19 protein-coding genes and 3 rRNA genes are annotated in these 26,544 nt (G+C 49.3%); 4 read left to right on the top strand and 18 right to left on the bottom strand.

All coding sequences use genetic code 11. The features are described from left to right. Nucleotides 1-232 precede the first annotated feature (232 nt). From LACSTY_RS01365 to deoC, 5 genes are all read right to left on the bottom strand, one after another. Nucleotides 233-2,242, bottom strand: a complete 2,010-nt coding sequence (locus LACSTY_RS01365; RefSeq protein ID WP_087911411.1) for a galactose-binding domain-containing protein — start codon at nt 2,240-2,242, stop codon at nt 233-235. Nucleotides 2,243-2,662: 420 nt separating this feature from the next. Next, nucleotides 2,663-4,081 (bottom strand): cell wall hydrolase P75, encoded by a 1,419-nt coding sequence (gene msp1 / locus LACSTY_RS01360; RefSeq protein WP_087911410.1) that lies wholly within the window; start codon nt 4,079-4,081, stop codon nt 2,663-2,665. A gap of 191 nt (nt 4,082-4,272) precedes the next feature. Beyond that, a complete protein-coding gene (deoD, locus tag LACSTY_RS01355) occupies nt 4,273-4,989 on the bottom strand; it encodes a purine-nucleoside phosphorylase (RefSeq protein WP_087911409.1) in 717 nt (238 codons plus the stop codon). Nucleotides 4,990-5,015: 26 nt separating this feature from the next. After that, nucleotides 5,016-6,206 carry a phosphopentomutase gene (locus LACSTY_RS01350; protein ID WP_087911408.1) on the bottom strand — a complete coding sequence of 397 codons (1,191 nt, stop codon included), beginning with the start codon at nt 6,204-6,206 and terminating at the stop codon, nt 5,016-5,018. Between the two features lies 1 nt (nt 6,207). Next, nucleotides 6,208-6,882: a deoxyribose-phosphate aldolase gene (gene deoC / locus LACSTY_RS01345; RefSeq protein WP_087911407.1), complete on the bottom strand. Its 675-nt coding sequence runs from the start codon at nt 6,880-6,882 to the stop codon at nt 6,208-6,210. A 339-nt stretch (nt 6,883-7,221) separates the two neighbouring features. Here deoC and LACSTY_RS01340 point away from each other — a divergent pair, with 339 nt between their 5' ends. Continuing rightward, complete coding sequence (locus LACSTY_RS01340) at nt 7,222-8,538, top strand: PTS sugar transporter subunit IIC (protein WP_049172063.1); 1,317 nt, start codon at nt 7,222-7,224, stop codon at nt 8,536-8,538. After that, nucleotides 8,531-9,433 carry an alpha/beta hydrolase gene (locus tag LACSTY_RS01335; RefSeq protein ID WP_049172065.1) on the top strand — a complete coding sequence of 301 codons (903 nt, stop codon included), beginning with the start codon at nt 8,531-8,533 and terminating at the stop codon, nt 9,431-9,433. The genes LACSTY_RS01340 and LACSTY_RS01335 overlap by 8 nt, the downstream gene beginning before the upstream one ends. A gap of 125 nt (nt 9,434-9,558) precedes the next feature. Here LACSTY_RS01335 and LACSTY_RS01330 read toward each other — a convergent pair whose 3' ends face one another. From LACSTY_RS01330 to LACSTY_RS01275, 12 genes are all read right to left on the bottom strand, one after another. After that, nucleotides 9,559-9,882 carry a MazG nucleotide pyrophosphohydrolase domain-containing protein gene (locus LACSTY_RS01330; protein ID WP_047107746.1) on the bottom strand — a complete coding sequence of 108 codons (324 nt, stop codon included), beginning with the start codon at nt 9,880-9,882 and terminating at the stop codon, nt 9,559-9,561. A gap of 173 nt (nt 9,883-10,055) precedes the next feature. Then, a complete protein-coding gene (locus LACSTY_RS01325) occupies nt 10,056-10,772 on the bottom strand; it encodes an ABC transporter ATP-binding protein (protein ID WP_087911406.1) in 717 nt (238 codons plus the stop codon). Further along, nucleotides 10,765-11,550 carry an ABC transporter ATP-binding protein gene (locus LACSTY_RS01320; RefSeq protein ID WP_087911405.1) on the bottom strand — a complete coding sequence of 262 codons (786 nt, stop codon included), beginning with the start codon at nt 11,548-11,550 and terminating at the stop codon, nt 10,765-10,767. Before LACSTY_RS01320 ends, LACSTY_RS01325 begins: the two co-directional genes overlap by 8 nt. After that, nucleotides 11,547-12,500 (bottom strand): branched-chain amino acid ABC transporter permease, encoded by a 954-nt coding sequence (locus LACSTY_RS01315; protein ID WP_087911404.1) that lies wholly within the window; start codon nt 12,498-12,500, stop codon nt 11,547-11,549. Before LACSTY_RS01315 ends, LACSTY_RS01320 begins: the two co-directional genes overlap by 4 nt. A 4-nt stretch (nt 12,501-12,504) precedes the next feature. Beyond that, on the bottom strand, nt 12,505-13,383 hold the full coding sequence (locus LACSTY_RS01310; RefSeq protein WP_049172071.1) for a branched-chain amino acid ABC transporter permease: 879 nt from the start codon (nt 13,381-13,383) through the stop codon (nt 12,505-12,507). A gap of 35 nt (nt 13,384-13,418) precedes the next feature. Then, nucleotides 13,419-14,612: an ABC transporter substrate-binding protein gene (locus LACSTY_RS01305; RefSeq protein ID WP_087911403.1), complete on the bottom strand. Its 1,194-nt coding sequence runs from the start codon at nt 14,610-14,612 to the stop codon at nt 13,419-13,421. A gap of 689 nt (nt 14,613-15,301) precedes the next feature. Continuing rightward, nucleotides 15,302-15,760 (bottom strand): threonine/serine exporter family protein, encoded by a 459-nt coding sequence (locus LACSTY_RS01300; RefSeq protein WP_010492690.1) that lies wholly within the window; start codon nt 15,758-15,760, stop codon nt 15,302-15,304. Between the two features lie 17 nt (nt 15,761-15,777). Continuing rightward, nucleotides 15,778-16,554, bottom strand: a complete 777-nt coding sequence (locus LACSTY_RS01295; RefSeq protein ID WP_087911401.1) for a threonine/serine exporter family protein — start codon at nt 16,552-16,554, stop codon at nt 15,778-15,780. After that, a complete protein-coding gene (locus LACSTY_RS01290) occupies nt 16,551-16,871 on the bottom strand; it encodes a thioredoxin family protein (protein WP_070650393.1) in 321 nt (106 codons plus the stop codon). Before LACSTY_RS01290 ends, LACSTY_RS01295 begins: the two co-directional genes overlap by 4 nt. Nucleotides 16,872-17,399: 528 nt before the next feature. Further along, nucleotides 17,400-17,516 (bottom strand): 5S ribosomal RNA (gene rrf / locus LACSTY_RS01285). Between the two features lie 199 nt (nt 17,517-17,715). Beyond that, nucleotides 17,716-20,633 (bottom strand): 23S ribosomal RNA (locus tag LACSTY_RS01280). 219 nt (nt 20,634-20,852) lie between these two features. Then, nucleotides 20,853-22,422 (bottom strand): 16S ribosomal RNA (locus LACSTY_RS01275). The 16S, 23S and 5S rRNA genes sit together here, the layout of an rRNA operon. A gap of 316 nt (nt 22,423-22,738) precedes the next feature. Between LACSTY_RS01275 and LACSTY_RS01270 the strand changes: the two genes are divergently transcribed. After that, complete coding sequence (locus LACSTY_RS01270) at nt 22,739-23,485, top strand: class I SAM-dependent methyltransferase (RefSeq protein WP_087911399.1); 747 nt, start codon at nt 22,739-22,741, stop codon at nt 23,483-23,485. Between the two features lie 135 nt (nt 23,486-23,620). Here the strand turns inward: LACSTY_RS01270 and LACSTY_RS01265 are convergent, their stop codons facing one another. Continuing rightward, nucleotides 23,621-25,168: an ABC-F family ATP-binding cassette domain-containing protein gene (locus LACSTY_RS01265; protein ID WP_087911398.1), complete on the bottom strand. Its 1,548-nt coding sequence runs from the start codon at nt 25,166-25,168 to the stop codon at nt 23,621-23,623. 426 nt (nt 25,169-25,594) lie between these two features. On the opposite strand from LACSTY_RS01265, the gene LACSTY_RS01260 reads away from it, so the two are divergent. Continuing rightward, complete coding sequence (locus tag LACSTY_RS01260) at nt 25,595-26,530, top strand: ADP-ribosylglycohydrolase family protein (protein WP_087911397.1); 936 nt, start codon at nt 25,595-25,597, stop codon at nt 26,528-26,530. The last annotated feature ends 14 nt before the right edge of the window (nt 26,531-26,544 follow it).

Genomic DNA, 26,544 nt, shown 5'->3' with positions numbered 1-26,544 from the left:
TGTATTCAACAAATTGACTATAACATGTAACCGTTTTAATGTAAACGCTTAATAAACAACTTTTTACATTTTTTGATTTTTTTAAGCTGTAAACGCCTATGTGTAGGGACTTGTAGTCTGTTCAAATAAACAAAAAAGAACAAATTTAATTCGCGATTGGCGCCATAAGCAACGTTAGCAAGTTGACATCCCAGAGGGTGCTTAGCATCTTGTTGATTGGTCTTCGTAAGCATTAATGACGTTTCGTTAAGAACCAAGCACCTGCGCCGGCAAGTACGGTCAAACCACTAAGCACTGCCAATACCGTGACTGTTTCACCAGTTGCAGGCAATTTTCCGGTCGAAGCGTCTGATGCCTTAGACGAAGACTCAGACAGACTGCTCTCAGAGCCAGAGGCTACCGTTGTGTCCGATGATACGCTTGCCTCATTTGATGCACTCGACGAGCTGCTTGATGACGAAGAAGTCCCGGAACTTGTGTTTTCTGAAGAGGATGATCCTGATCCGGAATCGTTGGTTTTGCCATAAACTTGAACTTCGACTAAACCAGCAGCCCAACTTGCGGCCTTTTTGTTGTGATCATTGATGACATTCTTAACGTTAACCCGGACATAACGACCGGTTCCCTTTAATTGATCGCTCTTGAACCCAACCGTTGTATTATCGGATTCGTCGGCCACAGTTGTCCAATGTTCATTGTCCAGACTGGTTTCAACCGTGTACTGATAATAACATTCCGAGCCGTTATAGCTACGGAAACTCAAATCGATTCGCGAAAGATCTGCCTTTTTCGTTAAATCAACCGTATACGTAAAAGGTGCAGTTGCATTCGTTTTAGCGACGGTTTCGCTGTTTGTCACATCAGTCCCCTGCGGCAACGGCTTAAAATAATCCGAATTATCACCGGTCGTCGTGCTGGATGTATATGAACCGTCATTTGCCGCACTGAGCGCATAGGAGCCGGTCGTCGCAAAAGCAGTATCAGTTGTTGCCGGTTTTCCTTGAGAAAGCAGTTGATCGGCATTTGGATCACTCACGCTGCCAGTGGCCGCATCAAAAGACCATTGCGACGTATAATTGAGATTCATTGATGGCTTATCTGTATTTTGGCCACTGATTGAAATTGGCAACCAAATGTATTGCGAATCGCCGAGTGCATTGGGATTCCACCGATCGCCCATATAGATATAACTCGTTGTCGCACTGCCGGTGATGGTCATAATATTCGTTGGCTGCGAATAGAAGGTCGTATTATTGCCCAGCAGCCCGCTTGGCAAGACGCCACCATCAGTACCTTTAGTTGTCGACCAACCATTTGGATCCGCTAAATTCTTGGTATACGCATATCTCGTCTGATTCGGATACCATCCTGATTGTGCCGATGTAATCATGAAGTAGTACTGACCGGATTTGACTAATGCAGGTGCTTCACGCCGGCCGCCTGTAAACAACTCATAGGAAGGCATTGCGCTCTGATCGACATCCGTGTACGTATCGTTTAATTCATAAAATCTCATGGTCAAGCCATTCTCAGCAGAAACAAGATAGGCCTTATCACCATCTTGGAAGACTGTTAAATCACGCGAACCGTACCCCCAGACAGATGTATCGTCCACATTGTCGATTTTGGTGCCATCTTCAAAATGAATGTCGCCGTTACCTAGGTCCCGCCAGTTACGATGACTCGCATCTGCACCAGGGCGCCAGTGACCAAGGAACTGATACTGACCATCAACAGTATCACTGGTTGCTACCATGATTTGACTAGAGCTATAACCAGATGCATCTTCCCAATGCGCCCACAGAACATATTTACCCGATTTCGCATTGTAAAGTAATTTCGGCCGCTCAATTTTACAATCCTTCAAGCCTTCAACAGCGTCAGATTTAAGAATCTGGCCGCGGTTTTGCCAATGAATCAAATCTTTAGATGAATAAAGCCGCACGCCATTAAAATTCGCGCTATTCGTCGATTTGTCCTCGCCGACCCAATAGTAAATCGGTGAGCCATCCGTATCGGTTTGTTGTAAAAAACCGCCGCCATGTGCTTGAATCGTATTGCCATCAGTATCCGTCCAAGAAGTCCCAACGTTAATTGTTGCTTGATCCGTCCCTGTTTTGCTGTCAGTGGCAACAACTTTATGGCTATCTCGACTCAAAAAATAGACCAATGGCAGTGCCAACATCAAACTCATAAGTATGAACCCGGTAAAATAAACCTTTCCCTTATGTCTGTGTTGCAAGTTAGTTCCCTCCAATCATGATTAGGCTGGATTAGACTGTTTCCAATCGGAGCGCCACTCCAACGTGTGCACAGGCACTCAACTTTCCATAACGCGTTCGCTGGCGCAGAAGTTTGCAGGTAAAGGCATCGGTCGCAATGACCAAAGCCCGGCCATCACGTCCAAAGGCCACTTACACTCCGACTTCTAACCGCGCTGGCTCACGCTCACAAAAAAAGCCGCATCAAGCGCAACGTAAACAACGTTGTCCTTGACGCGGTTATGCCTAATTGAATAGTTACAATCCGCTCCAGCACTTAAAAACGAGCTTATCATAATATTTATAGAATGTAAACGGATTCACGGTGGAGAGCTGTGCATTAAAAAAGAACGCCTCTTTTAAAAGCGCTCTTTCCAGTCAAACAATGATTCAATTTAAGTTTACAGATTCGGACGAACCGCAAAGTCAGGTGTGAAGTACTGTACTGCAGTGTACTTAACATTTTCACCTGGTTGCGGTGCCTGGATCATTGTGCCGCCACCAATATATAGTGCAACGTGATACGTATTTCCACGTGTTCCCCAGAAGAGTAAGTCTCCTGGCTGAAGCGAACTCAATGAAACCTCTGGACCGGATTTTTCTTGAGGAACGGTATAACCACCAATGTTAACACCTGCACCATGCAGAAATGCATAGTACATCAAGCCGGAGCAATCGAAACCTGCAGGTGTTTTACCACCCCAAACATACGGAACACCAATTTGCTGTTCAGCAACGGCGATAACTGCTTGGACCTTAGCTTGACGAGAGGTATCGGTAGACGTTTGAGTCTGAGTTGTCGATACAGTCGCTGTATTGTTGTTGCTATTATTATTTGATTGCGTATTTACTTGTGATAACTGAGGCCGTGTAGTAGCTGACGTATCTGCTTCAGTTGTGGTAGTGCTTGCCGCTGACTCAGGCGCAGCAGAACTTGAGGCTGGTGCCTGTGATGCTGCTGGAGCCTGACTTTCAGCAGCTGAGCTTGAAGCAGGCGCTTGTGATACCGGAGCTTGGCTTGCTTCTGACGATGCTGCACTAGAAGCCGGTGCCTGTGATGCTGGCGCTTGGCTTGGTTGTGCTGCTGAGCTTGAAGCAGGTGCCTGTGACGCAGCAGATTGTGCAGGTTGGGCAGCTGCGCTTGAAGCAGTCGACTGTGGTGCTGTGGATTGCGGTGCCGCTGCTACAGGTGTCGTGCTGACAAAGCGTGCAGGTACATAGCCACCGTTAGAAAGCTGGTACCATGTTTCACCATTTGCTTGCTGTTGGGCCACAGCTGTGACGGACTGCTGGCCTTCAAGGTACTGACCCGTTGCACGACCGTATGCAGGCGTTGCCCAAACGGTCACAGCCGAACCAACATTCTTAACATAGAGCTGGATGTTAGCACTTTGGGTGGCTGCTGGAGTCGCTGCAGGTGCCGCCTGGCTAGCAGGCGCTTGACTCGCCGGTGCTTGACTTGCTGGCGCTTGGCTAGCAGGAGTCTGACTGGCAGTTGATGCTGGTGCTTCAACCTGGGCAGTCTTCCCGTCAACGTTCAAATAGAGCTCAGGGATCCACTGGTTGTCGCCAACTTTGTACCAGGTTGCACCATTGTGGTCAACTGTCTTACCTAATAGCTGCACCGTGTCGCCAAACGTTACATAGCGTTTTACGTGGTTCCATGATGGACTATTCCATACGGTGGTTGCACCGGTCTTGTAGTTGACCGTTCCCGTTGTAGATGCAGAAACAGTATTAGCACCGGTTGCTAAAGCCGCCAGACCGGCAGCACCAACAAAGCCTGCCGTTACTGACCATACTTTTTTAGATTTTACCATGTATGTACTCCTCCATTCTTCGACTGAATAATTGCATGAGACTGAGTTTTACAATTCAATTGTCATTTACCTTTTCTTAAGAAACCATATACAGAATAACACGTTTCCCACTTGTTCGCATATTAAATTGCTGTTACAGCTGAAAATCAATCGAAACAACATTGCTGGTATGCATAAAATTTATATGTTATTTAACGTACAGGAACCTTTTTAGCCACGCCGAGTGCTAATCCGATCATGTCATTGAAGCTGGTCTGTCGCTCTTGAGCGGTGGTTTCTTCGCCTGTAATCAAGTGATTCGAGACGGTCAAGATTGATAACGCCTGTGCATGGAACTTAGCTGCAAGCAAATATAGCGCCGGCGTCTCCATTTCTGTTGCCAAGACTTCGTAGTCAATCAGCTTTTGGCGATCCATCTCGTCGTTGTAGAAACGGTCTTCGCCTAGTACATTACCAACATGGTAGCGGATCGAACTGTCATCTGCCAAATTTGCTGCTTCGCGTAATAGCTGAAAGTCTGCCAAAGGCGCAAAGTACATGCCAGCGCCAAAGGTATTCAAAATGATGCTGCTATCTGTCGATGAACCTTGCGCCAACACCACATCGCGAACCTTGACGTCCTTGCCCATTCCGCCGGCCGTACCCACGCGAATCAGCGTTTTGACGCCATAATCCTGAATCAACTCGTTGACATAAATCGAAATCGACGGAATGCCCATCCCTGTTGCCTGAACCGACACACGCCGGCCTTCAAACGTTCCGGTGAAGCCAAACGCATTGCGAACGGTGTTGTAGCGCGTCGCATTTTCCAAAAAGTTCTCGGCAATGTATTGGGCGCGCAATGGATCGCCTGGCAACAACACCACATCCGCGATGGCGCCTTTTGGAGCTGCAATATGTGTACTCATTGTTGATCCCCTTTCGCTGGGTTGTGTTATTTTAACAAGTTCAGAAATGATTGGCCGACCTGATTGCCGCTGACGCCGAAATTGTCGAGAATCGTGGCGCCTAAATCAGCAAACGGCGATCGGACACCCAAATCACCATTGCCAACGAATTGCTTACTGTAAGCCAACAATGGTACATATTCGCGCGTATGATCCGTCCCGCGGAAAGTCGGGTCGTTCCCGTGGTCCGCCGTGATCATGAGTAAATCGTCGCGCCGCAAAGCCGTCAGTAAATCACCCAGCTGGTGGTCAAACGTCATTAACGCCTCGCCATCACCTTGGGCATTGCGGCGGTGACCATACATGGCATCAAAGTCGACCAGATTCGTAAAAATAAAGCCTTTACGGTCAGATTTCGCCGCCTCAATCGTTTTGTCCATGCCGTCTGTGTTGCTGACGGTGTGCACGCCATCGTCTAAGCCCTGTCCCGAGAAAATATCATTGATTTTCCCGATACCATAAGTCGGCACGCCAGCTCCTTGTAAACGATCAAGATCGGTCGGCTTGTCCGGCTGCAACGTGTAATCGTGACGGTCACTGGTCCGGGTGAAGGTTGTCGGATCGGTGCCAACATATGGGCGAGCGATGACCCGGCCGATCCGATATGGCGCATCAATCGTAATGCTGCGGACATAGCGGCAAATCCGATACAACTCTTCAAGCGGAATCACATCGGTCTGAGCGGCAATCTGTAACACTGAATCACCGGAAGTATAAACAATGAGATCGCCGGTTTTCAATTGCTGCTCACCATAATCCTTAATGGCTTCGGTGCCGGAATACGGCTTATTGAGAATGACTTTGCGCCCGGAAAAGTCTTCGATTTGCTTAATCAGGTCAGCCGGGAAGCCCTTAGGAAAATAGCCAAGCGGTTCAGTGACCGGCAGACCCATCATCTCCCAATGGCCATCCATACTATCTTTACCAGCAGAAATCTCCGCCATCTTGCCAAAATAGCCGCTGGGACTTCCCAATGGTCCAACCCCAGCAATTGGCGTTTTCCGATCGATATTGCCCAGCCCGATCGCCTGCAAGTTCGGCAGCGCTAGTTTCCCGCCAAAATAATCGCCAATGTGACCAAGCGTATCGGCGCCTGTATCATGAAACTTGGCTGCATCCGGCGCTTCGCCAATGCCAATCGAGTCTAGAACGATGGTAATAATTCGCTCAAATGCCATACTATGCCTCCCCCGCTTCCTTCAAAATCTGAACACCGGCGCTTGCCCCTAGCCGATCAGCGCCGGCTTCAATCAACGCCTTGGCTTCGGCATAGGAGTGAATACCGCCAGCGGCTTTAACGCCCAGCTTATCACCGACTGTTTGCCGCATAAGCGCAACATCATGAACCGTTGCCCCGCCAGCAGCAAAGCCGGTTGATGTCTTGACAAAATCAGCGCCGGCAGCAGCCGCCAACTTGCAAGCCGTCACCTTTTCCTCATCAGTCAACAAAACCGCTTCAATGATGACTTTCAACAAACCGCTTTTTGCATGGGTCATATCCGCAACGGCTTGAATGTCGGCACGAACATGGTCATCATGGCCTGCTTTTAGCTCGCCGATGTTCAAGACCATGTCGACTTCCTTGGCGCCTTCATCAAGCGCCTGACCGGCTTCAAAAACCTTGGTCTGCGTTGTGTTGGCGCCAAGCGGGAATCCAATCACGGTACAAACGTTGACGTCCGTATCGTGTAAGCTGGCCGCAGCCCGCGCAACCCAATAAGGATTGATGCAAACCGAGGCAAAATCATACTGCTTTGCCTGATCCAAAACGACATCAATCTCGTCCTGCGTTGCATCCGGTTTCAATAAGGTGTGATCAATATATTTTGCCAATGGTTTTTCGTTCTTATTCATTTTTACGCCTCCAAGAATTAAGAGCGTGAGCTGGCGCGCTTAGAAACCGGAGTGTAAGTGGTCAGGTGTGATGGCCCGATGCCCGATCTTGGCCATTGCGACTAAGGCACTTACACGCAGACTCCTGCGCCAGCGAACGCATTTCCGTTTACTGTCTTGACTTAAGAATACCATGGTACGGAAGCCCTTGCATGCTGGAAAATAAGTTCTCATTCCTACTTTTTCAGCAAATCGTTAAACTCGTCAAGATTCCGTCTTAAAGCTACTCGCTCACATTAATATTTGTTAGAATAACCTTAATAGAACTTCATCAAATAAAAATTAAGGGAGATGGCAGTAATGAGCAATCTCATGCAAAGATTGCTTCCCATGCTCGTGGCAAACAGTGTTCGATTGCGGCATAACCGGATTTATCGTGCACTTCAGCAAACTTTTGCTGTCATTTTCCCGTTTGTCATGGTCGGCGCGTGGGCCCAGATGCTGGAACTAAGCGTCTTTTCACGCAATGGTTTTTTTGCGGTCATCTACAATCTTGACAATGTCATCCCTCACTACAACCAAATTCGCACGCTTTTGTTGATCATTGAAACCGTGACCGTTGATCTGATGTCCGTCATGGCTGCCTTCTTCGTTGCAAAATACATTGCCCGTTCTTATAAAAAGGATGATTCACTGGCGGCACTCACCAGTGTCGGTGCTTTTTTAATTTTGAATTTTAATGCACAGCGCAATGCTCAATCGCCGTTCCAGATGAACAACTTCGGCTATCGCGGCTTATTCATCGCCATTGTTTTCGGCTTGCTGATCGGCTGGTTATTTCGCTTCACCCACGCCGATTTTGAGGAACCCTCACAACATTACACCATCGCCGGCCTAATCAGTCGCGGTTTGCGGGGCACTTGGTTGACTGTACTGATCCTTATTAGTTGTGTTGCGATCACTTACGGTCTTACTTTTGTGTCAACAGAAGGTTTTATCGGTCTTTTCTATGTCGTTTTCCAGGTGCCGGCCACGAACATACCGCATGTATCGCTTCGCCTTGCGTTGGTCACAACGATCAATGCGCTTATGTGGTGGGGCGGAATTGAAGGTCCCATTAATCCGTTAATGGTGCAGTCAGGAAGTACGACTGGCACGGCGAACTTAAACTATGCGCTGGAGCACGCTAATTTGTTCAACGTGCCGAACCCGATCACCATGAATACCATCTACCATCCGTTTGCCAGCTTTGGCGGCGTCGGCATGACATTAGCGCTGATTATTGCGACACTTTGGGTAGGAAGATCCAAACCATTACGGCGGATTGCCGGGCTATCGCTTCTGCCGGGTTTGGTCAATGTTAGTTCCCCTGTGATGATCGGGTGGCCGGTGACGCTGAATCCGATTTTGTTAGTACCGTTTCTGATCACCCCTTTGGTCAACATGGTAATTGCCTGGGCCGCCATCCGTCTGCGTCTCATGCCGCCTTCGGTTTACACAGTCCCGACGACTACGCCGGGACCGCTGGCAGCGTTTCTTGGCACGAACGGCAATCTGGTTGCCTTAGTGGTGGCCGTGATCTGCTTAATCGTCTCGGTGTTGATTTACGCGCCGTTTGTCCGGTTGGCCGAAACTGTCAGTCTTGAATCAGCGAAAGTCGGTGATCATCATGATTAAACACTGGCGCAGATGGCTGCTTATTCTTTTCAGCATTCTTGCCATCGGGGCAGTCGTGTTTCCAGCAACCAAATGGATGGCCCAAAACGTCAAATCGGCGCGGGTCGTTCATAATTCGCGGATGCAGCCCATCATCTTAATCCCAGGGAGCTCGGCGACTGAAGACCGCTTCAACACCTTAATCACCCAGCTCAACAACCAGACGAATGGTCACAGTCTCCTGAAGATCACGGTGAAAACAGATGGCACACTGACTTACAGCGGCAAAATCGCTGCGCGTGACACCGAGCCTTACATCGTCGTTGCATTTGAAAATAACAAGGACGGCTACAACAACATCAAAAAGCAGGCAGCGTGGTTTAATATTGCCTTCAAGCAGCTGGCCAAAACCTATAACTTCAATCGTTTCCGCGGCATTGGCCACAGTAACGGCGGCCTCATTTTCACCCTTTTTCTCGAAAAATATTACAACGAGTCCGACGTGCAGATGACCCGCCTCATGACGATCGGGACGCCATATAATCTCGAAGAAAGTAACCCTAACAACCGCACCCAGATGTTGAACGACTTCATTACCAGTCGGGACAAGCTGCCAAGCACCTTAACTGTTTACTCGATTGCCGGAACCGAAAACCTCGATGGTGACGGCACCGTGCCGATCGAAAGTGTCGAAGCAGGTAAGTATATTTTCCAAAATCAGGTCGCCCATTACACCCAGATCACTGTTTCGGGTGACGAGGCCGGCCACAGTGACTTGCCGCAAAACCGACAAATCGTTAATTTGATCAGTCAATACATGGTCGCAACACCAAATCAACAAGGGGTTCGTCCGGGTCAAGGCGGTAGCGGCCGTGGTGTCGGTCCAGCGCCACGTGACGGCAGTCAGAATCCTTGATGAACAAGCCGCGATAATTGAAGCATAAAAAAAGCAGGTCAATCGCATTCATGCGGTGGCCTGTTTTTTGCTAGTTACCCGATCCGATTCACAAAAGATCTAAACTAGCTGGCAAGACTCAGGCTTCACGCATGGCGCTTAAACCGCTGCGTCAGCTTTCGTTCGCTTTGTTCAAGCAAACTTTCCGGATCAATACCAAACTTGTCGCTTAGAATCAGAACCTGATCGAGAACATCAGCCAATTCTTCTTTCAAATTGGCATCCAAGGCATGCTGACTTTTAACCGGCTCACCCGGATGATCGCGGCCAATTTCCAGCGCCCGAATCGCCCGCGACAATTCACCGGTTTCCTCAGTCAGAAAATTAAGCCGAATGAAGGGACTATAAGCGTACCAATTGTGCTTCTGGTAAAAGTGAACTAGCCACTGCTGGTGTTCGGTTAATGTCAATTTTCATCCTCCTAATATCGTTCACACAGATATCCTGACGACTTCATTTAAAAATTACATTCGTTTTCCATACTACGCCAGCCTGGTTGCTGAAGCCATGCTTTTTGGCAAAAAAATAAGTGACTCGTGGCCACCTATCCAAAACAATTAAACTTTTAATTTTCTGCCCCTACTCAAGTCGCCGGCTGTGCGCCTAGGTAAGTTGCCTGAACCGCTGGATCCGCCAGCAATTCCGCTCCTGTACCGGTCAACTTCACTGTCCCACTGGCCAAAACATACCCGCGATTTGCAATTGCCAGCGCCTGCTTGGCATTTTGTTCGATTAACAAAACCGTGGTGCCTTGTTCGTTGATTTTGGTAATGATGTCGAAGATCTCCTGAATGAAAATCGGGGATAAGCCCATCGATGGCTCGTCTAACAAAAGAAGCTTCGGCCGTGCCATGAGTGCGCGTCCCATTGCCAGCATCTGCTGCTCGCCACCGGACAGCGTTGCAGCGTCTTGATTGAGTCGTTCCTTTAGAACCGGAAAACGATCGTAAACCACCGCCAACTGATCACTCGCAGCCTGCTTGTCTTTGAGACCAAACGCGCCCATCTGCAGGTTTTCACTGACTGTCAGCCCAGCAAAGATATGCCGGCCTTCTGGCACTTGCGAGATCCCCATTTTTACGATTTTAGCGGCCGCCATGCCCACGATGTTTTTATCTTCATATAGGATGGTACCGGAGCGCGGCCGCAACAAGCCTGAGATAGTTTTCAAGATGGTACTTTTACCCGCACCGTTTGCTCCGATCAGCGCCACAATTTCGCCGGTGTGAACGCGGAAGCTGACGTCTTTTACCGCTTGGATCCCGCCATAATTAACCACCAGATCTTTGACCTCAAGCATGCACGTCACCTCCCAAGTAAGCTCGAATAACTTGCGGATCGCGTTGAATCACTTGAGGTGTTCCCTCGGCAATCATTGCGCCGTGGTCCAACACATAAATATATTCGGCCAGATTCATCACCAACGACATATCATGTTCAATCAACACCACGGTAATGCCAAAATGTTCCCGCACCCGGGCGATCAGCCGACTCAAATCAGCCGTTTCTTCCGGATTCATCCCCGCTGCTGGCTCGTCCAAAAATAATAACTGTGGCTTCGTAGCGACAGCGCGAACAATTTCAACGCGCCGCTGGGTCCCATAAGGCAAACTCGCCGTGGGTTCATCTGCGACATCAGCTAGGTCAAAAAAGTCCAGTAACTCATCAGCCGCGGCGCCGACGTCATGTTCCCGTTGATAAAATTGAGGCAAGCGTAAAACCGTTCCGAGAAAATCTTCGTGGTACAGATGGGTTCTGGCCACCAGCACATTTTCCTTCACTGACATGGCGCCGAACAACCGAATGTTCTGAAAAGTTCGCGCAACGCCCAACTTGGCAACTTGGTACGCTTTCTTTTTGGTAATGTCGACATCGCCGTTAGCAGTCGTTAAGGTTATTGTTCCGGTCGTTGGCCCGGATTCGCCGGTCAACATGTTGAACAAGGTGGTTTTGCCAGCCCCATTTGGCCCGATTAACGCGATTAACGCACCTTGCTCAATGGTCAAACTCACATCGGCGACTGCCTTCAGCCCACCAAACACTTTGCTGACATGATCGATTACAAGTTGGTTCGTCATGAGGATGCTGCCTCCTTTCGCGCGCGCCGTTTACGCCCAAAAGAAAGTTCGTAATGTCCTAGTAGTCCGGATGGCTTGAAGACCATCAGCAAAATCAAGGCGAGTGCATAAATCACCATACGTAGCGTGCCAAAGTTCTGTAACGCCGTGTCGATGATCCCCAAGACAATCGCCGCCACAAAGGTTCCGGTCATACTGCCGACGCCGCCCAACACCACAATGATGAGCAGTGAGATCGAATTCATAATACCAAAATCTCCTGGCGCAATGGTCTGCAGATAGCTGGCATGCAACGATCCGCCAATTGCGGCAGTCGCGGCGCCTAACACAAACGCAGCCAGTTTCCATTTGGTCGGGTTAATCCCGATCGATTCGGCCGCAATGTCATCATCGCGAATTGCCATCACCGCGCGTCCAGCCCGACTATGAATAAAGTTGACGATGACCACCGTTGTCACGCACATCAAGACATAAACCGTTGGCCATGATGCCAGCGGGGGAATGTTAAACATACCGGCAGGGCCGTTGGTGATTTTCAGATTATTAATCACCACGCGAATAATTTCCGCCGCCCCCATGGTCGCAATGGCCAGATAATCGCCGCGCAGTCGCAAGGTCGGAATGCCGACAATCAGCGCCGCCACGATCGCAATCACCATCCCCAACGCCATCGCCAGATAAAAGCCAAGCGGTGTCGCCATATTCTGCGTCACAATCGCCGTTGTGTAGGCACCGATGGCCATGAAGCCAGCATGCCCCAGTGAAAATTGACCCGAAAACCCGATAATCAGGTTTAACCCGACTGCCAAAATAATATTAATGCCAACTGTCACCAAGGCATTTTCGATAAAGGTGTTGATCACGCCGGTTAATTCCCCGACATTGATCAGAACAAAGCCGCTGACCATGATCGCCAACCAGATTAATTTGCTGCGTAAGTTTTTTAGCATGCGCTCACACCTTCTCCCGTTGACGTTTGCCGAACAAGCCCGCCGGCAAAACAACCAGCACCAAAATCAGAACCAGATAAACCGCCGCATCCTTGTAAGCCGACAATCCAATGGCCTGCACACCGGTTTCCAGCAGACCGATCAGGAAGCCGCCGACTGCCGCACCCGGCACCGAGCCGATACCGCCGACAACCGCCGCGACAAACGCCTTGATCCCGGGCACCATCCCCATCAAAGGATCGATCGAGTTGTAATAAAGTCCGATCATAACGCCCGCTGCCCCTGCCAAGGCCGAGCCCAAAGCAAAGGTGAACGAGATAACGTGATCCGGATTAATCCCGACCAGTTGCGCCGCCTGCGGATCCACCGCGACCGCGCGCATCGCCTTCCCCATCGTCGTTTGCTTAATGATGAATTGTAACAGCACCATCAGCAGCAACGATGTGGACAAAATCAGCAGTTGCACATTAGAAATTCCCACGCCGAACACATAATAAGTTTTGGTGGTGATTACTTGCGGAAAATTCCGGGCATTAGCGCCAAAAAGGAACGACATGCCATTTTCAAGGAAAAACGATACGCCGATCGCGGTAATCAAAGCAGCGATCCGTGGTGAATTACGCAATGGCCGATACGCCAGATACTCGATTAAAACTCCTGAAAGACTGGCCATCACCATCGCCGATAATAAAGCCCCAACAAACCCTAAGTGTAAAAAATTAATCGCGTAATAACCCCAAAACGCGCCGAGCATATAAATATCGCCATGAGCGAAGTTGATCAACTTGATGATCCCATAGACCATGGTGTAGCCCAGCGCAAGCAAGGCATAAATACTGCCGAGTGAAAGTCCATTGATCATTTGTTGCATCATGGTCTGCAAAGTTGGTGCCCCCTTCCCAGAATTGTGGAAAACGCCTATTTAACGGTATAGGCCTTCGTAATCTTGCCTTGCGTCAGTTCTTCAACTGCAATTGGCTTTTCTGGATTATGCTTGCTATCAATGCTGGTTGTTCCGGTCACGCCGGGCATATTTTTGATTTTCGCCAACCCTTTAGCGATGCTTGCCGAATCCGCTGACTTCTGGTCTTCGATGGCCTGCTTGATCATGTAAACCGAATCATAGGCCAGCGCAGAAAATGTCGGCGCGCTTGCGTTGTACTGTTTTTGATAGTTATTCATGAATGTCTTAACTAGCGAACTACGATTGGCAGCCAACGTTGAAAATGGCGTGGTGTAATAAACATCGGTCGCATTTTCGTTGCCGGCAATCTGCGCCAGTTTAGGATCGGCCATGCCATCTGCCCCAATGATCGGTACCTTGATCCCGGACTGACGCGCTTGTTTAATCAACAGGCCCAGTTCAGAATAGTAACCCGGCGCATAAATCGCATCGATTTTTTTGTTTTTAATATTCGTCAACATGGCATTGAAGTCTTTATCGCCTGATTGATAATATTCCGTGGTTACGACCTTGCCGGTAAACTCCTTCTTAAACGCCTTGGCCAAGCCGGTACCATAATCTGTTGAGTTGTCGGCAATAATTGCCACATTTTTCGCTTTCAACGTGTCATCGGCAAAAACCGCGGCTTTTTGTCCCTGGAAAGTGTCTGTAAAACAGGCGCGGAAAACGTAAGGCTGCACCTGACCGTTTTTCTGCAAGGTGAAATTAGGATCCGTTGCGCTTGGCCCCACCATCGGCACTGCCGCTTTGGTGATATTTGGAATCGAAGCCGTCCCGTTATTAGTCGTCGCCGGCCCAACGATAGCAACGACCTTCTCGTTATTTGCCAACTGCGCCGCAACCGACGCCGCCCCGCTGGTTGACGACTTGTTGTCGCGATAAACTGCCGTCAGCTTTTTCTTGCTGTTACCAACTTTCACGCCGCCAGCAGCATTAATCTGCTTAACTGCCAGCTCGACCCCTTGCTTTTCCTGCTCGCCATAACCAGCCACGGCACCGGACAATTCCATATTCACGCCGATCTTAATGGTATTGCCCGCGGTGTTGCCTTTATTCGCCGCACTCTTAGTCGCACAACCGGTCAGCACCAACATGGACGCAGCGACAACTCCCGCGCCAATCAAGGCTTTCACAACGCTCTTTTTCATTTTGGTTCCCCCTTTTAACATCCCTAGTAATTTTCATTAATCTTTAACAAAAAGGCACCCATTCCGACGAATGGGTGCCAAGTATCAGCCCCATTGTCAATACGAAAACGGGGCTCGATACGCTGATCATTAACGATCAAACTGTCGGGTCCCTGGCATCAACAACAAGACTAAGCATATGCTTTGACGAATATTGCTCTTTTTAAATGACATACACATAGATGACATTGACTCGCCTTCTCCCGTTAAAATTAATGATTGGTTAGAATACTAATTGGATTCACGTAAAAAGTCAACTTAAATTTTTAATTTTTTGCGTGTTTTAACCAAAGCGGCTGATGTGTCGCGATCTGAGCGTTTTCCAGACGCTGTCTTAATGTGAAATGTCACTAAAATTAAGGACATCATTCTCATAATTTTGTTAATGAGCGAATGATTTCGGAACTCTTTTTGATTTTTAAAAAACAGAGTGAAAACAGCCAAAACGGCGTGAAACGAAAAAAAAGCAGCCAAGCATTAAGCTTGACTGCCAATTTTTACAGTACCCAATTTAACTTGGATAGGATCTCGCTGGCTCCACAACCTTGAGATCGCTGACCCCACAATCCGGCGGGTGGCTTTTAACCAGTCAGCTGCAACTTTCAGCACAAGAACCGTGCTTACTCGACTCATCGCATAGAAACAGTATATCACTTTTTCGGCTTCAAGACTGCCTGTTTATACAACAATTCTGACAATAGTTGCGCCAACATGAAACCGACTGCAATCGCCCCGGCAATCATGATCACGCGACTGACATATTGCAAAGCACTATCCAGCTGCCCCATCACCACGGCGCGAACCGCCTGATAGGCAACGGCTCCTGGCACCAATGGAACAAATCCCGGAATGTTGAAGATAATGACAGGCATTTTTTTATAACGCGCAAAAAAGATGCCGCATACCCCAATGACAAAGGCACCGGTCAAGTTAGCCATCATCCGGCCAATACCTGCCTCCATCAATAGCCAGTATGCCAGCCATCCCATCATGCCAGCCCAACCAGCAAGATTCAGTGCCTTGCGCGGAACATTGATAATCACCGCAAACGCAACGGTTGCTAAATAACTAAAAGATAGCTGGATCAATAACGCAACAAACCACGGCAAAAGCACTGCCTCCTTCACTAAAAGAACCGGAAAATAATGGCAATCCCAACACCAATGGCACAGGCGCTTAAGATTGCTTCCATGCCCCGCGCCATGCCGGACAACAGATGCCCGGCCAACATATCCCGGATCGAATTGGTAATCGCCACACCCGGCACGAGCGGCATAATCGCACCGATGATAATGTCATCCAGATCATGACCTAACCCTAATTTAACACCGATCCATGCCGTTAATCCGACAACCAAAGCGCCGAGTAATTCACTGATAAAGCGAATATTCGTTAAGGCATTCACCTTGATATTCACCCAAAAACCAAGTGCGCCAACCAACGCCGCCAAAGGCATATCAAACCAGTTGTATTTTTGCGCAAATAAAACCATTAAGGTCAAACTGACAACTGCAGCACCGATAACCTGCCACCAAATTGGGAAAAACGGCGTATTCTGATCTAATTTAAGCAGTGCCGCATATAAAGTATCCAGATCAATTTCCTTAGCAGCAAACGATCGGGAAAGCTGATTCACCCGGGAGACTTTTTCCATATCAATCGAGCGTTTGCTAATCGGCCGTTCCTGAATATACGGTTGATTTTCGATGCTGGCAAAAATCCCAGTTGGCGTCGTAAACACCAAAGTTTGCGGTTGACCAGCGTTAAAAGCGATTCGGCGCATCGTGTCTTCCACCCGATACATTTCCGAACCGCCTTCGATCATAATTCGCCCGGCTAAAAGGCAGGTAGCTAAGACACGATTTGGAGTTTGGGTTTTTTCTTGTTCAATTGAATGTGTCATCGCGCTGCCTCTAACTTCTTTTCAAAGTAACGCTTCAATTTTTCTTTGGCATAAACGCCGCTCACTTTTTCTTTTGGTTGTCCCTGCTGATAGACTACTATTGTCGGCACTGTCATGATTCCCAATGTTTGCGGCACCGAAGCATCCGCCTCCACGTTATAGCGCACTACTTTTAGCCCTGACAGTTCTTTTTCAAGCGCACTTAAAATCGGATCAAGCACCTTACAAGGCCCACACCACGGCGCCCAAAAGTCGACAACCACCGTTCCGGTAGCGGTCAACTCCTTTAGTGTCTCTTTCGTCGCATTCACTGGCATTTTATGGTCCCCTTTTCCGCTTGCTTCTGCAATGTAGCACGCATGGTACTGTTGTTTCAAGATTATTTTTTGATTTTCCGTTTGTGGAGAGTTATGAATTTTGTTCTGTTTAAGGCAGGTTTGAAATTCCTACTTCTGCTTTCTTAACGCGCTCACTGGCGCAGAAGTCTGCGTGTAAGTGGCTTTAAACAAATATCAATTGGGAGTTTGTTCTATTATTGGCAAACGTGAAATCTGACTTTCGCTTTCTATAACGCGCTCCCCGGCACAGGAGTCTGCGTGTAAGGACCTCGGTCGCAATGGCAAAGAGTCTCAATGGAAGACCTGTTCTATGGTTGGCAAGTGTGAGTTCAGATTTCCGCGTTCTATAACGCGCTCGCCAGCCCAGAAACCTGCACATAAGGACCCTGAGTCCATTGACCAAAACCCGGCCAACGAACTTCAGGCCCACTTATGCTCCGGTTTCTAACCGGGCTGGCTCACGCTCATCAAAAAAAGACCCAGTCAATATGACCGGATCTTATCTTAGCGTGGCAGCTTCCTACCCTCGCAGGCAGTTTCCCACCAACTACTCTCGGCGTGAAGAAGCTTAACTTCTGTGTTCGGCATGGGAACAGGTGTATCCTTCTTGCTATCGCCACCACACTTATGAGAACTTTGCGCTCTCAAAACTGGCTATCATTGTTGGTTGTTTGCTTTGCTGAGAATCGGCGTATTTCATCGAAACGCGTTCGCAGTCGCAGAAACCTCCACATAAGGACCCTGAGTCCATTGGCCAAAACCCGGCCAACGAACTCAGGCCCGCTTATGCTCCGGTTTCTAAGCGCTCCTGCTCACGCTCTACTTGGTTAAGTCCTCGACCGATTAGTACTGGTCCGCTCCATGCATCGCTGCACTTCCACTTCCAGCCTATCTACCTGATCATCTCTCAGGGGTCTTACTTCCATATAGGAATGGGAAATCTCATCTCGAGGGGGGCTTCACACTTAGATGCTTTCAGCGTTTATCCCTTCCGTTCATAGCTACCCAGCGATGCGCCTGGCGGCACAACTGGTACACCAGCGGAACGTCCATCCCGGTCCTCTCGTACTAAGGACAGCTCCTCTCAAATTTCCTGCGCCCGCGACGGATAGGGACCGAACTGTCTCACGACGTTCTGAACCCAGCTCGCGTACCGCTTTAATGGGCGAACAGCCCAACCCTTGGGACCGACTACAGCCCCAGGATGCGATGAGCCGACATCGAGGTGCCAAACCTCCCCGTCGATGTGGACTCTTGGGGGAGATAAGCCTGTTATCCCCAGGGTAGCTTTTATCCGTTGAGCGATGGCCCTTCCATACGGAACCACCGGATCACTAAGCCCGACTTTCGTCCCTGCTCGACTTGTCAGTCTCGCAGTCAAGCTCCCTTCTACCTTTACACTCTGCGAATGATTTCCAACCATTCTGAGGGAACCTTTGGGCGCCTCCGTTACATTTTAGGAGGCGACCGCCCCAGTCAAACTGCCTACCTGACACTGTCTCCCGCCACGATTAGTGGCGCGGGTTAGAGTGTTCATACAGCTAGGGTAGTATCCCACCAACGCCTCCATCGAAACTAGCGTTCCGATCTCTACGGCTCCTACCTATCCTGTACAAGCGGTACCAACACTCAATATCAAGCTACAGTAAAGCTCCATGGGGTCTTTCCGTCCTGTCGCGGGTAACCCGCATCTTCACGGGTACTATAATTTCACCGAGTCTCTCGTTGAGACAGTGCCCAAATCATTACGCCTTTCGTGCGGGTCGGAACTTACCCGACAAGGAATTTCGCTACCTTAGGACCGTTATAGTTACGGCCGCCGTTTACTGGGGCTTCAATTCTGGGCTTCGCTTGCGCTAACTCATCCTCTTAACCTTCCAGCACCGGGCAGGCGTCAGCCCCTATACATCATCTTTCGATTTAGCAGAGACCTGTGTTTTTGATAAACAGTTGTTTGGGCCTATTCACTGCGGCTGACCTTGCGGTCAGCACCCCTTCTTCCGAAGTTACGGGGTCATTTTGCCGAGTTCCTTAACGAGAGTTCGCTCGCTCACCTGAGGATACTCTCCTCGACTACCTGTGTCGGTTTGCGGTACGGGTAGTTTATTTCTCACTAGAAGCTTTTCTTGGCAGTGTGACATCAGGAACTTCGCTACTTTAATTTCGCTCCCCATCACCGCTTGTCCTTATGGTCGCAAGCATTTCACTCGCCACCAGACTTGCGGCTTGGACGCACTTTTCCAGCCGTGCGCTTTCCTTAGCCTCCTGCGTCCCTCCATCGCTTAAACAAAATAAACTAGTGCAGGAATCTCAACCTGCTTGTCATCGACTACGCCTTGCGGCCTCGCCTTAGATCCCGACTAACCCTGGGAGGACGAGCCTTCCCCAGGAAACCTTAGTCATACGGTGGATCAGATTCTCACTGATCTTTCGCTACTCATGCCGGCATTCTCACTTCTAAGCGCTCCAGCCGTCCTCACGATCGACCTTCAACGCCCTTAGAACGCTCTCCTACCGCGCACCCTGACGGGTGCACCCACAGTTTCGGTATTATGCTTAGCCCCGGTATATTTTCGGCGCAGTGCCACTCGACTAGTGAGCTATTACGCACTCTTTAAATGGTGGCTGCTTCTGAGCCAACATCCTAGTTGTCTGTGCAACGCCACATCCTTTTCCACTTAGCATAAATTTAGGGACCTTAACTGGTGATCTGGGCTGTTCCCCTTTCGACAATGGACCTTATCGCTCACTGTCTGACTCCCGGAGTAAGATCGATGGTATTCGGAGTTTATCTGAATTCAGTAACCCTTGATGGGCCCCTAGTTCAAACAGTGCTCTACCTCCATGATCCATCCTCCGAGGCTAACCCTAAAGCTATTTCGGAGAGAACCAGCTATCTCCAAGTTCGTTTGGAATTTCACCGCTACCCACAACTCATCCCAGCATTTTTCAACATACATGGGTTCGGTCCTCCAGTGTGTTTCACCACACCTTCAACCTGGTCATGGGTAGGTCACTTGGTTTCGGGTCTACATCTGCCTACTCATTCGCCCTGTTCAGACTCGCTTTCGCTCCGGCTCCGACTTTTCATCTTAACCTCGCAGGCAAACGTAACTCGCCGGTTCATTCTACAAAAGGCACGCCATTACCCCTTAACGGGCTTTGACTAATTGTAGGCACACGGTTTCAGGAACTGTTTCACTCCCCTTCCGGGGTGCTTTTCACCTTTCCCTCACGGTACTGGTTCGCTATCGGTCACTAGGGAGTATTTAGCCTTGGGAGATGGTCCTCCCGGATTCCGACGGAATTTCACGTGTTCCGCCGTACTCAGGATCCTGGACGGAGGGTTCGCCGTTTCGCTTACAGGGCTTTCACCTTCTATGGCGCAGCTTTCCAGCTGACTTCGACTACGTCGAACTTTGGTAACTCCAATGTCCAGTCCTACAACCCCGAGAAGCAAGCTTCTCGGTTTGGGCTCTTCCCACTTCGCTCGCCGCTACTATGGGAATCGAGTTTTCTTTCTCTTCCTGCGGGTACTGAGATGTTTCAGTTCCCCGCGTCTGCCGCCAACAAGCTATGAATTCACTTGCAGGCAATACACTGATGTGTACTGGGTTCCCCCATTCGGAAATCTCCGGATCAAAGCTTACTTATAGCTCCCCGAAGCATATCGGTATTAGTTCCGTCCTTCATCGGCTCCTAGTGCCAAGGCATCCACCGTGCGCCCTTTGTAACTTAACCTGTACTGACTTGCGTCAGCGGTTATGCGATGCGAATTTCTAAATTAGAAACTCATACAAATACGCTGTGTTCTCGGCAATTTAAAACATTTACAACAATGATATCCAGTTTTCAAAGAACAAAGTCGCACCTGCTAGGGTGCTTGAGGGTCGTCCCCTCAAAACTAAACAAAGTTTCGTGTGTGCAGGTTTCCGTCAGACTTAAAGTCTGTTTCCTTAGAAAGGAGGTGATCCAGCCGCAGGTTCTCCTACGGCTACCTTGTTACGACTTCACCCTAATCATTTGTCCCACCTTAGACGGCTCGCTCCCTAAAAGGGTTACGCCACCGGCTTCGGGTGTTACAAACTCTCATGGTGTGACGGGCGGTGTGTACAAGGCCCGGGAACGTATTCACCGCGGCGTGCTGATCCGCGATTACTAGCGATTCCGACTTCGTGTAGGCGAGTTGCAGCCTACAGTCCGAACTGAGAATGGCTTTAAGAGATTAGCTTGACCTCGCGGTCTCGCAACTCGTTGTACCATCCATTGTAGCACGTGTGTAGCCCAGGTCATAAGGGGCATGATGATTTGACGTCATCCCCACCTTCCTCCGGTTTGTCACCGGCAGTCTTACTAGAGTGCCCAACTGAATGCTGGCAACTAGTCATAAGGGTTGCGCTCGTTGCGGGACTTAACCCAACATCTCACGACACGAGCTGACGACAACCATGCACCACCTGTCATTTTGCCCCCGAAGGGGAAACCTGATCTCTCAGGTGATCAAAAGATGTCAAGACCTGGTAAGGTTCTTCGCGTTGCTTCGAATTAAACCACATGCTCCACCGCTTGTGCGGGCCCCCGTCAATTCCTTTGAGTTTCAACCTTGCGGTCGTACTCCCCAGGCGGAATGCTTAATGCGTTAGCTGCGGCACTGAAGGGCGGAAACCCTCCAACACCTAGCATTCATCGTTTACGGCATGGACTACCAGGGTATCTAATCCTGTTCGCTACCCATGCTTTCGAGCCTCAGCGTCAGTTACAGACCAGACAGCCGCCTTCGCCACTGGTGTTCTTCCATATATCTACGCATTTCACCGCTACACATGGAGTTCCACTGTCCTCTTCTGCACTCAAGTTTCCCAGTTTCCGATGCGCTTCCTCGGTTAAGCCGAGGGCTTTCACATCAGACTTAAAAAACCGCCTGCGCTCGCTTTACGCCCAATAAATCCGGATAACGCTTGCCACCTACGTATTACCGCGGCTGCTGGCACGTAGTTAGCCGTGGCTTTCTGGTTGGATACCGTCACGCCGACAACAGTTACTCTGCCGACCATTCTTCTCCAACAACAGAGTTTTACGACCCGAAAGCCTTCTTCACTCACGCGGCGTTGCTCCATCAGACTTGCGTCCATTGTGGAAGATTCCCTACTGCTGCCTCCCGTAGGAGTTTGGGCCGTGTCTCAGTCCCAATGTGGCCGATCAACCTCTCAGTTCGGCTACGTATCATCGCCTTGGTGAGCCGTTACCTCACCAACTAGCTAATACGCCGCGGGTCCATCCAAAAGCGATAGCTTGCGCCATCTTTCAGCCAAGAACCATGCGGTTCTTGGATTTATGCGGTATTAGCATCTGTTTCCAAATGTTATCCCCCACTTAAGGGCAGGTTACCCACGTGTTACTCACCCGTCCGCCACTCGTTTTAAGTCGAATCACAGTGCAAGCACCGTTCATCGACCAAAACTCGTTCGACTTGCATGTATTAGGCACGCCGCCAGCGTTCATCCTGAGCCAGGATCAAACTCTCATATAAATATGAGCTGTTCGAATAGCTCGATTTGTTGTTCTAGCGAATTGACTTCGCAAATGTTACTTTTTGCCTCGATACCGGAGTATCAAGGACCCTGCACATTTAAACGAAACTTTGTTCAGTTTTCAAAGGACGACTTTGTTGCCAAGCGACAACTCAATTAGAATATCAAATTGGCAACCCTTTGTCAACATCTTTTTTTAAATCGCTGTGCGGTTTAAACTGTTTTGATGACTGACAACTCGTAATATACTACGCAGGTTCTCCGTTTAAGTCAACTACTTTTTCAAAAAAATTTTCAGAGGGGAAATATCTTTTCATGAAAGAAGATCGCGCCTTTTGGAATCAATTCGCCGAGGACTACGCCGCGGCCGAGAAAGCGTCACGTTTGCCAATTGCTCGAGATGTCACCGCATGGCTGCTCGCTGAAGGGCTGCTGCCGACTAAATCACTCGTTGACCTTGCTGCCGGGACCGGCCGTTACGCCGCTCGCTTCGCCGCGCATGTCCAACAACTGACGTTAATCGACTGGTCTTCTGCCATGCTGGCTTATGCAAGGCAACAGCTAACAGCCAATTCGACTACATCGGTCAACTTCATAACCGCCGATTGGCATCAGCTCGAAGCGAGGCCTACTGCCGATCTTATTTTTGTTAGCCAGTTACCCACGCTGGAAGCCAATGAACTGTCATTATTAACCGACTGGGCTAATCAAAGCGTTGTGTTGAACTTTCAAAGCGAACAGTCTGACGCTTTGATGGATCGCGCGCTAACTTATTTAGGCCAACCCGTGCCGGTCACTTATCAGGCAGACCCTAGTCGCGTTGCCAGCTATGAGCGGTGGTTACGTGACCACTACATTCCGTTCAAATCACATACGCTGACTTATCATCTTGTGGAACAGACAACGATTAGCGATCTTTTGCCTGAGCTAACCGTGCCTCTGGGTGTAAAGGCGGCCAGCCAACTTGCCAAGGCGCTGACTGGAAACGAAAATGCCCACATGCCAGTCACTGATCATCTCACTTATACCTATACGCAACTGGTTTGGCATTCGGATCATTAGCAATTCAACATGCCACTGCGCGTTCCAATACGAACTAAACACCCAAAAAGAGGCGCCACCAACAACCATTTTGTCGGTAGCGCCTCTTTTTTCGCGAAAATTAGTCTAGTTTATTTGCTTCAGACGGAAATTGAATCACGCCTTAACTTGTAACTGTTCCACGTTAACAACCGTATCCACCCAGGATCGATCATAAAAGCCTGCCTCATGTGAGACGAGTAAGACGGCGCCGGGATATTGTTGTAGTCCGGTGCGCAATGCGTTCTTGGTGTCATCGTCCAAATGGTTGGTTGGCTCATCCATAATCAGAATATTGGTGGTCTGCAACATGAGTTCTGCCAATTTGACTTTGGCTTGTTCGCCCCCGGACAGCATGGTTAACGGATTATTGGCCTCTTCACTTGTCAAAGCAGTTCGCGACAGCACTTGGCGTACAACTTTCTGGGTTAACGCCGGGAAACGTTGCTGCAAATACTGAACCGGACTTTGCTTAGGCTGATCCCAATGTAGTTCCTGCTCGTAATACCCAAAGACCACGTTGTCGGCGATCTCAACACTGCCACTAATGGCCGGAATTAACCCGAGGATCGTTTTTAATAACGTCGATTTACCGACCCCATTAAACCCTTCAAACGCAATGATCTGATCTTTTGCGACCGAAAAGTTGATTGGCTGCAACAATGGTTGATCATAGCCAACAACCAGGTTATTCACATCGACCAAAATCTGCCGATTCACTGGCAGATAAGGAAACGCCAAGTGGGCTTTAGAACGAGTTCCCGGTGGTGTCAATTTGTCCATGCGGGCCAGCTGCTTTTCCCGGCTTTTAGCCATTGTGGCGCGCGTTCCGGCCTTAAACTTGCGGATAAAAGCTTCGGTTTTCTTGATGGTTTCCTGCTGCTTGGCGAACGCCTTCAGGTACGTTTCGTGGTCAGCTTCCTTTTGGCGCATGGCCTGTTTCAAAGTGCCGGTGTATTTCGTGATCTGGCCGAACTCAATATCCAAAACCGCGTTGGTCACATTTTCGAGGAAATCAAAATCGTGAGAAATAACAATAAAGGCTCCTTCGAAGTTCTGGAGCCAGTCGGTCAACCATTCAATGTGCGACACATCCAGGTAATTGGTCGGTTCATCGAGTAGGAGCATATCCGGTTTTTCAAGCAGTAATTTTGCCAAAATCAGTTTTGAACGCTGACCACCCGAAAGCGCGTCAACCGGATGATCCATCCCCATGGCCGTGATGCCTAAACCTTCCGCCACAGTTTGAATCGTGGTTTCGAGTTCATAAAAATCGCCGGCTTCCAATTCCTGCTGAAGCTCGCCAGCTTTTGCCAACAGCGCATCGTCCGGGTTTGTCGCATAATCTGCGTAAATTTGATTCATTTTGGCCTCTTTGCGATAAAGTCCCTCAAAGGCTGTACGCAAAAATTCGATCACGGTCTGGCCAGGCACCAAGTTAGCGTACTGGTCTAAGTACCCAACCTGCAGGTGTTTTTGCCAGACGATTTTCCCGGCATCCGGCGTCAAGGCTCCCGTTAAAATCTTGATTAACGTACTTTTGCCAACCCCATTTTGGCCAATCACGCCAAGATGGTCCTCAATATTCACCTGAAAACTGGCATCTTGATATAACACTTTATCTAAAAACCGTTGTGACAACCCGGTTACGGTTAAAACACTCATGAGAACTCCTTAATCTATAAACCGTCATTGATCCAACTAAAATACCGGCAGCACCTTTTGCTCATTGCTGGGCATCTTGCCAAATGGATCAACTTTTTCCTGAAATCCAAGCATCACGGTCACGCTCAATCGTGCTTACCGCGACGTGCTTGGCTGCCTTGCTAGCCGTACACCAAAGCTTTTATCAAACAATTGGCAGGCTGGCTTTCTGAAAATAGCTACTGCTTGCTAGGCTATCACAGCCACTGTTGTTTTACAACGAGGCAAATCTTTTGCAATTTCTTCTTTTCTAGGGAAATAATAACTTCATGTCTATGATTAATCGGTGCTGCCCATGACGCATCTCGCTGGCAAACATAGCGTCCGCTGATGCTGTGCCTGCGACATGCATAATGGGCGCTTTCTTATATAAGGAGGAGACAAATAATGGGCATCATGGAATCACGTTTGATTCACGCCACGGTTGGCTTTGCCATCGGTGATGCTTTGGGACTGCCGGTCAAGGGCCAAACGCAGGCTGAGTTAGCCGCTTCGCCGGTGACTGGGATGAAGGGCTATGGCACGTTCAATCAGCCGGCCGGCACTTACTCAGATGAAACAGGCCTTACCCTGGCCGGTCTGGATGCGTTGCAGCATGGGTTCGACCAAAACGCACTGGTCAATGCCTACCAAGCTTGGTTCAAAAACGGCGAGTACGCACCCTATGGGAAAAGGAATCCTGATATTTGGTCAAGTGTCGAAACGACCTTGACCACGGGAAAAGCCACAGCGGCGCCTAACGAACCAGGAGCCTTGATTCGCACGTTGCCATTTGCCTTTTTTGCTTACCAGACATTTGAAACCAACCTGTTCCAAAAAGCGGAAGGCAGCCGGCTCTTTCAAAATTTTGTCACGCTCACCAATCTGGATCCTGAAAATATGGTCGCTTCTGCCATTTATACCCAAATTGCGATTGAACTGCTTGCCGATGCCCCTGACTTACCCACGGCAATCACCACCGGCATCAGCAAAACCGCCGCATACTTTGCGGATCAGCCAACTTATCAACCTGCTTTTGCTGCATTCCAAACCAAACTCGAAGCGCAGGCATCAGATGGCACTGCCACCGATCCTCTAAGTTTATTGGCTCGGGTCTTACACGCACTCCAAACCTGGCCGGATTATCATGATGCGGTTTTAAATGCGCTTATGCTCGGCGGCGCGACCGATACCGCAGCCGCGTTGACCGGCGGCTTAGCAGGCTTGGCCTATGGTTACACGAGTTTGCCGCATCGCTGGTGCTTGATGCTGGCTGAATACGCCCAGATTGTTGACCTATGTCGGCAAGCAGAAAAAAGCGGCTTTTTCCCGAAGTATGATTGAAAGACGAACTTTCT

The sequence above is a fragment of the Lacticaseibacillus styriensis genome (assembly GCF_030770295.1).
Lineage (GTDB): Bacteria > Bacillota > Bacilli > Lactobacillales > Lactobacillaceae > Lacticaseibacillus > Lacticaseibacillus casei.
The sequence above is the reverse complement of the archived record's forward strand: the minus strand, read 5'-3'. Positions and strand labels throughout refer to the sequence as shown.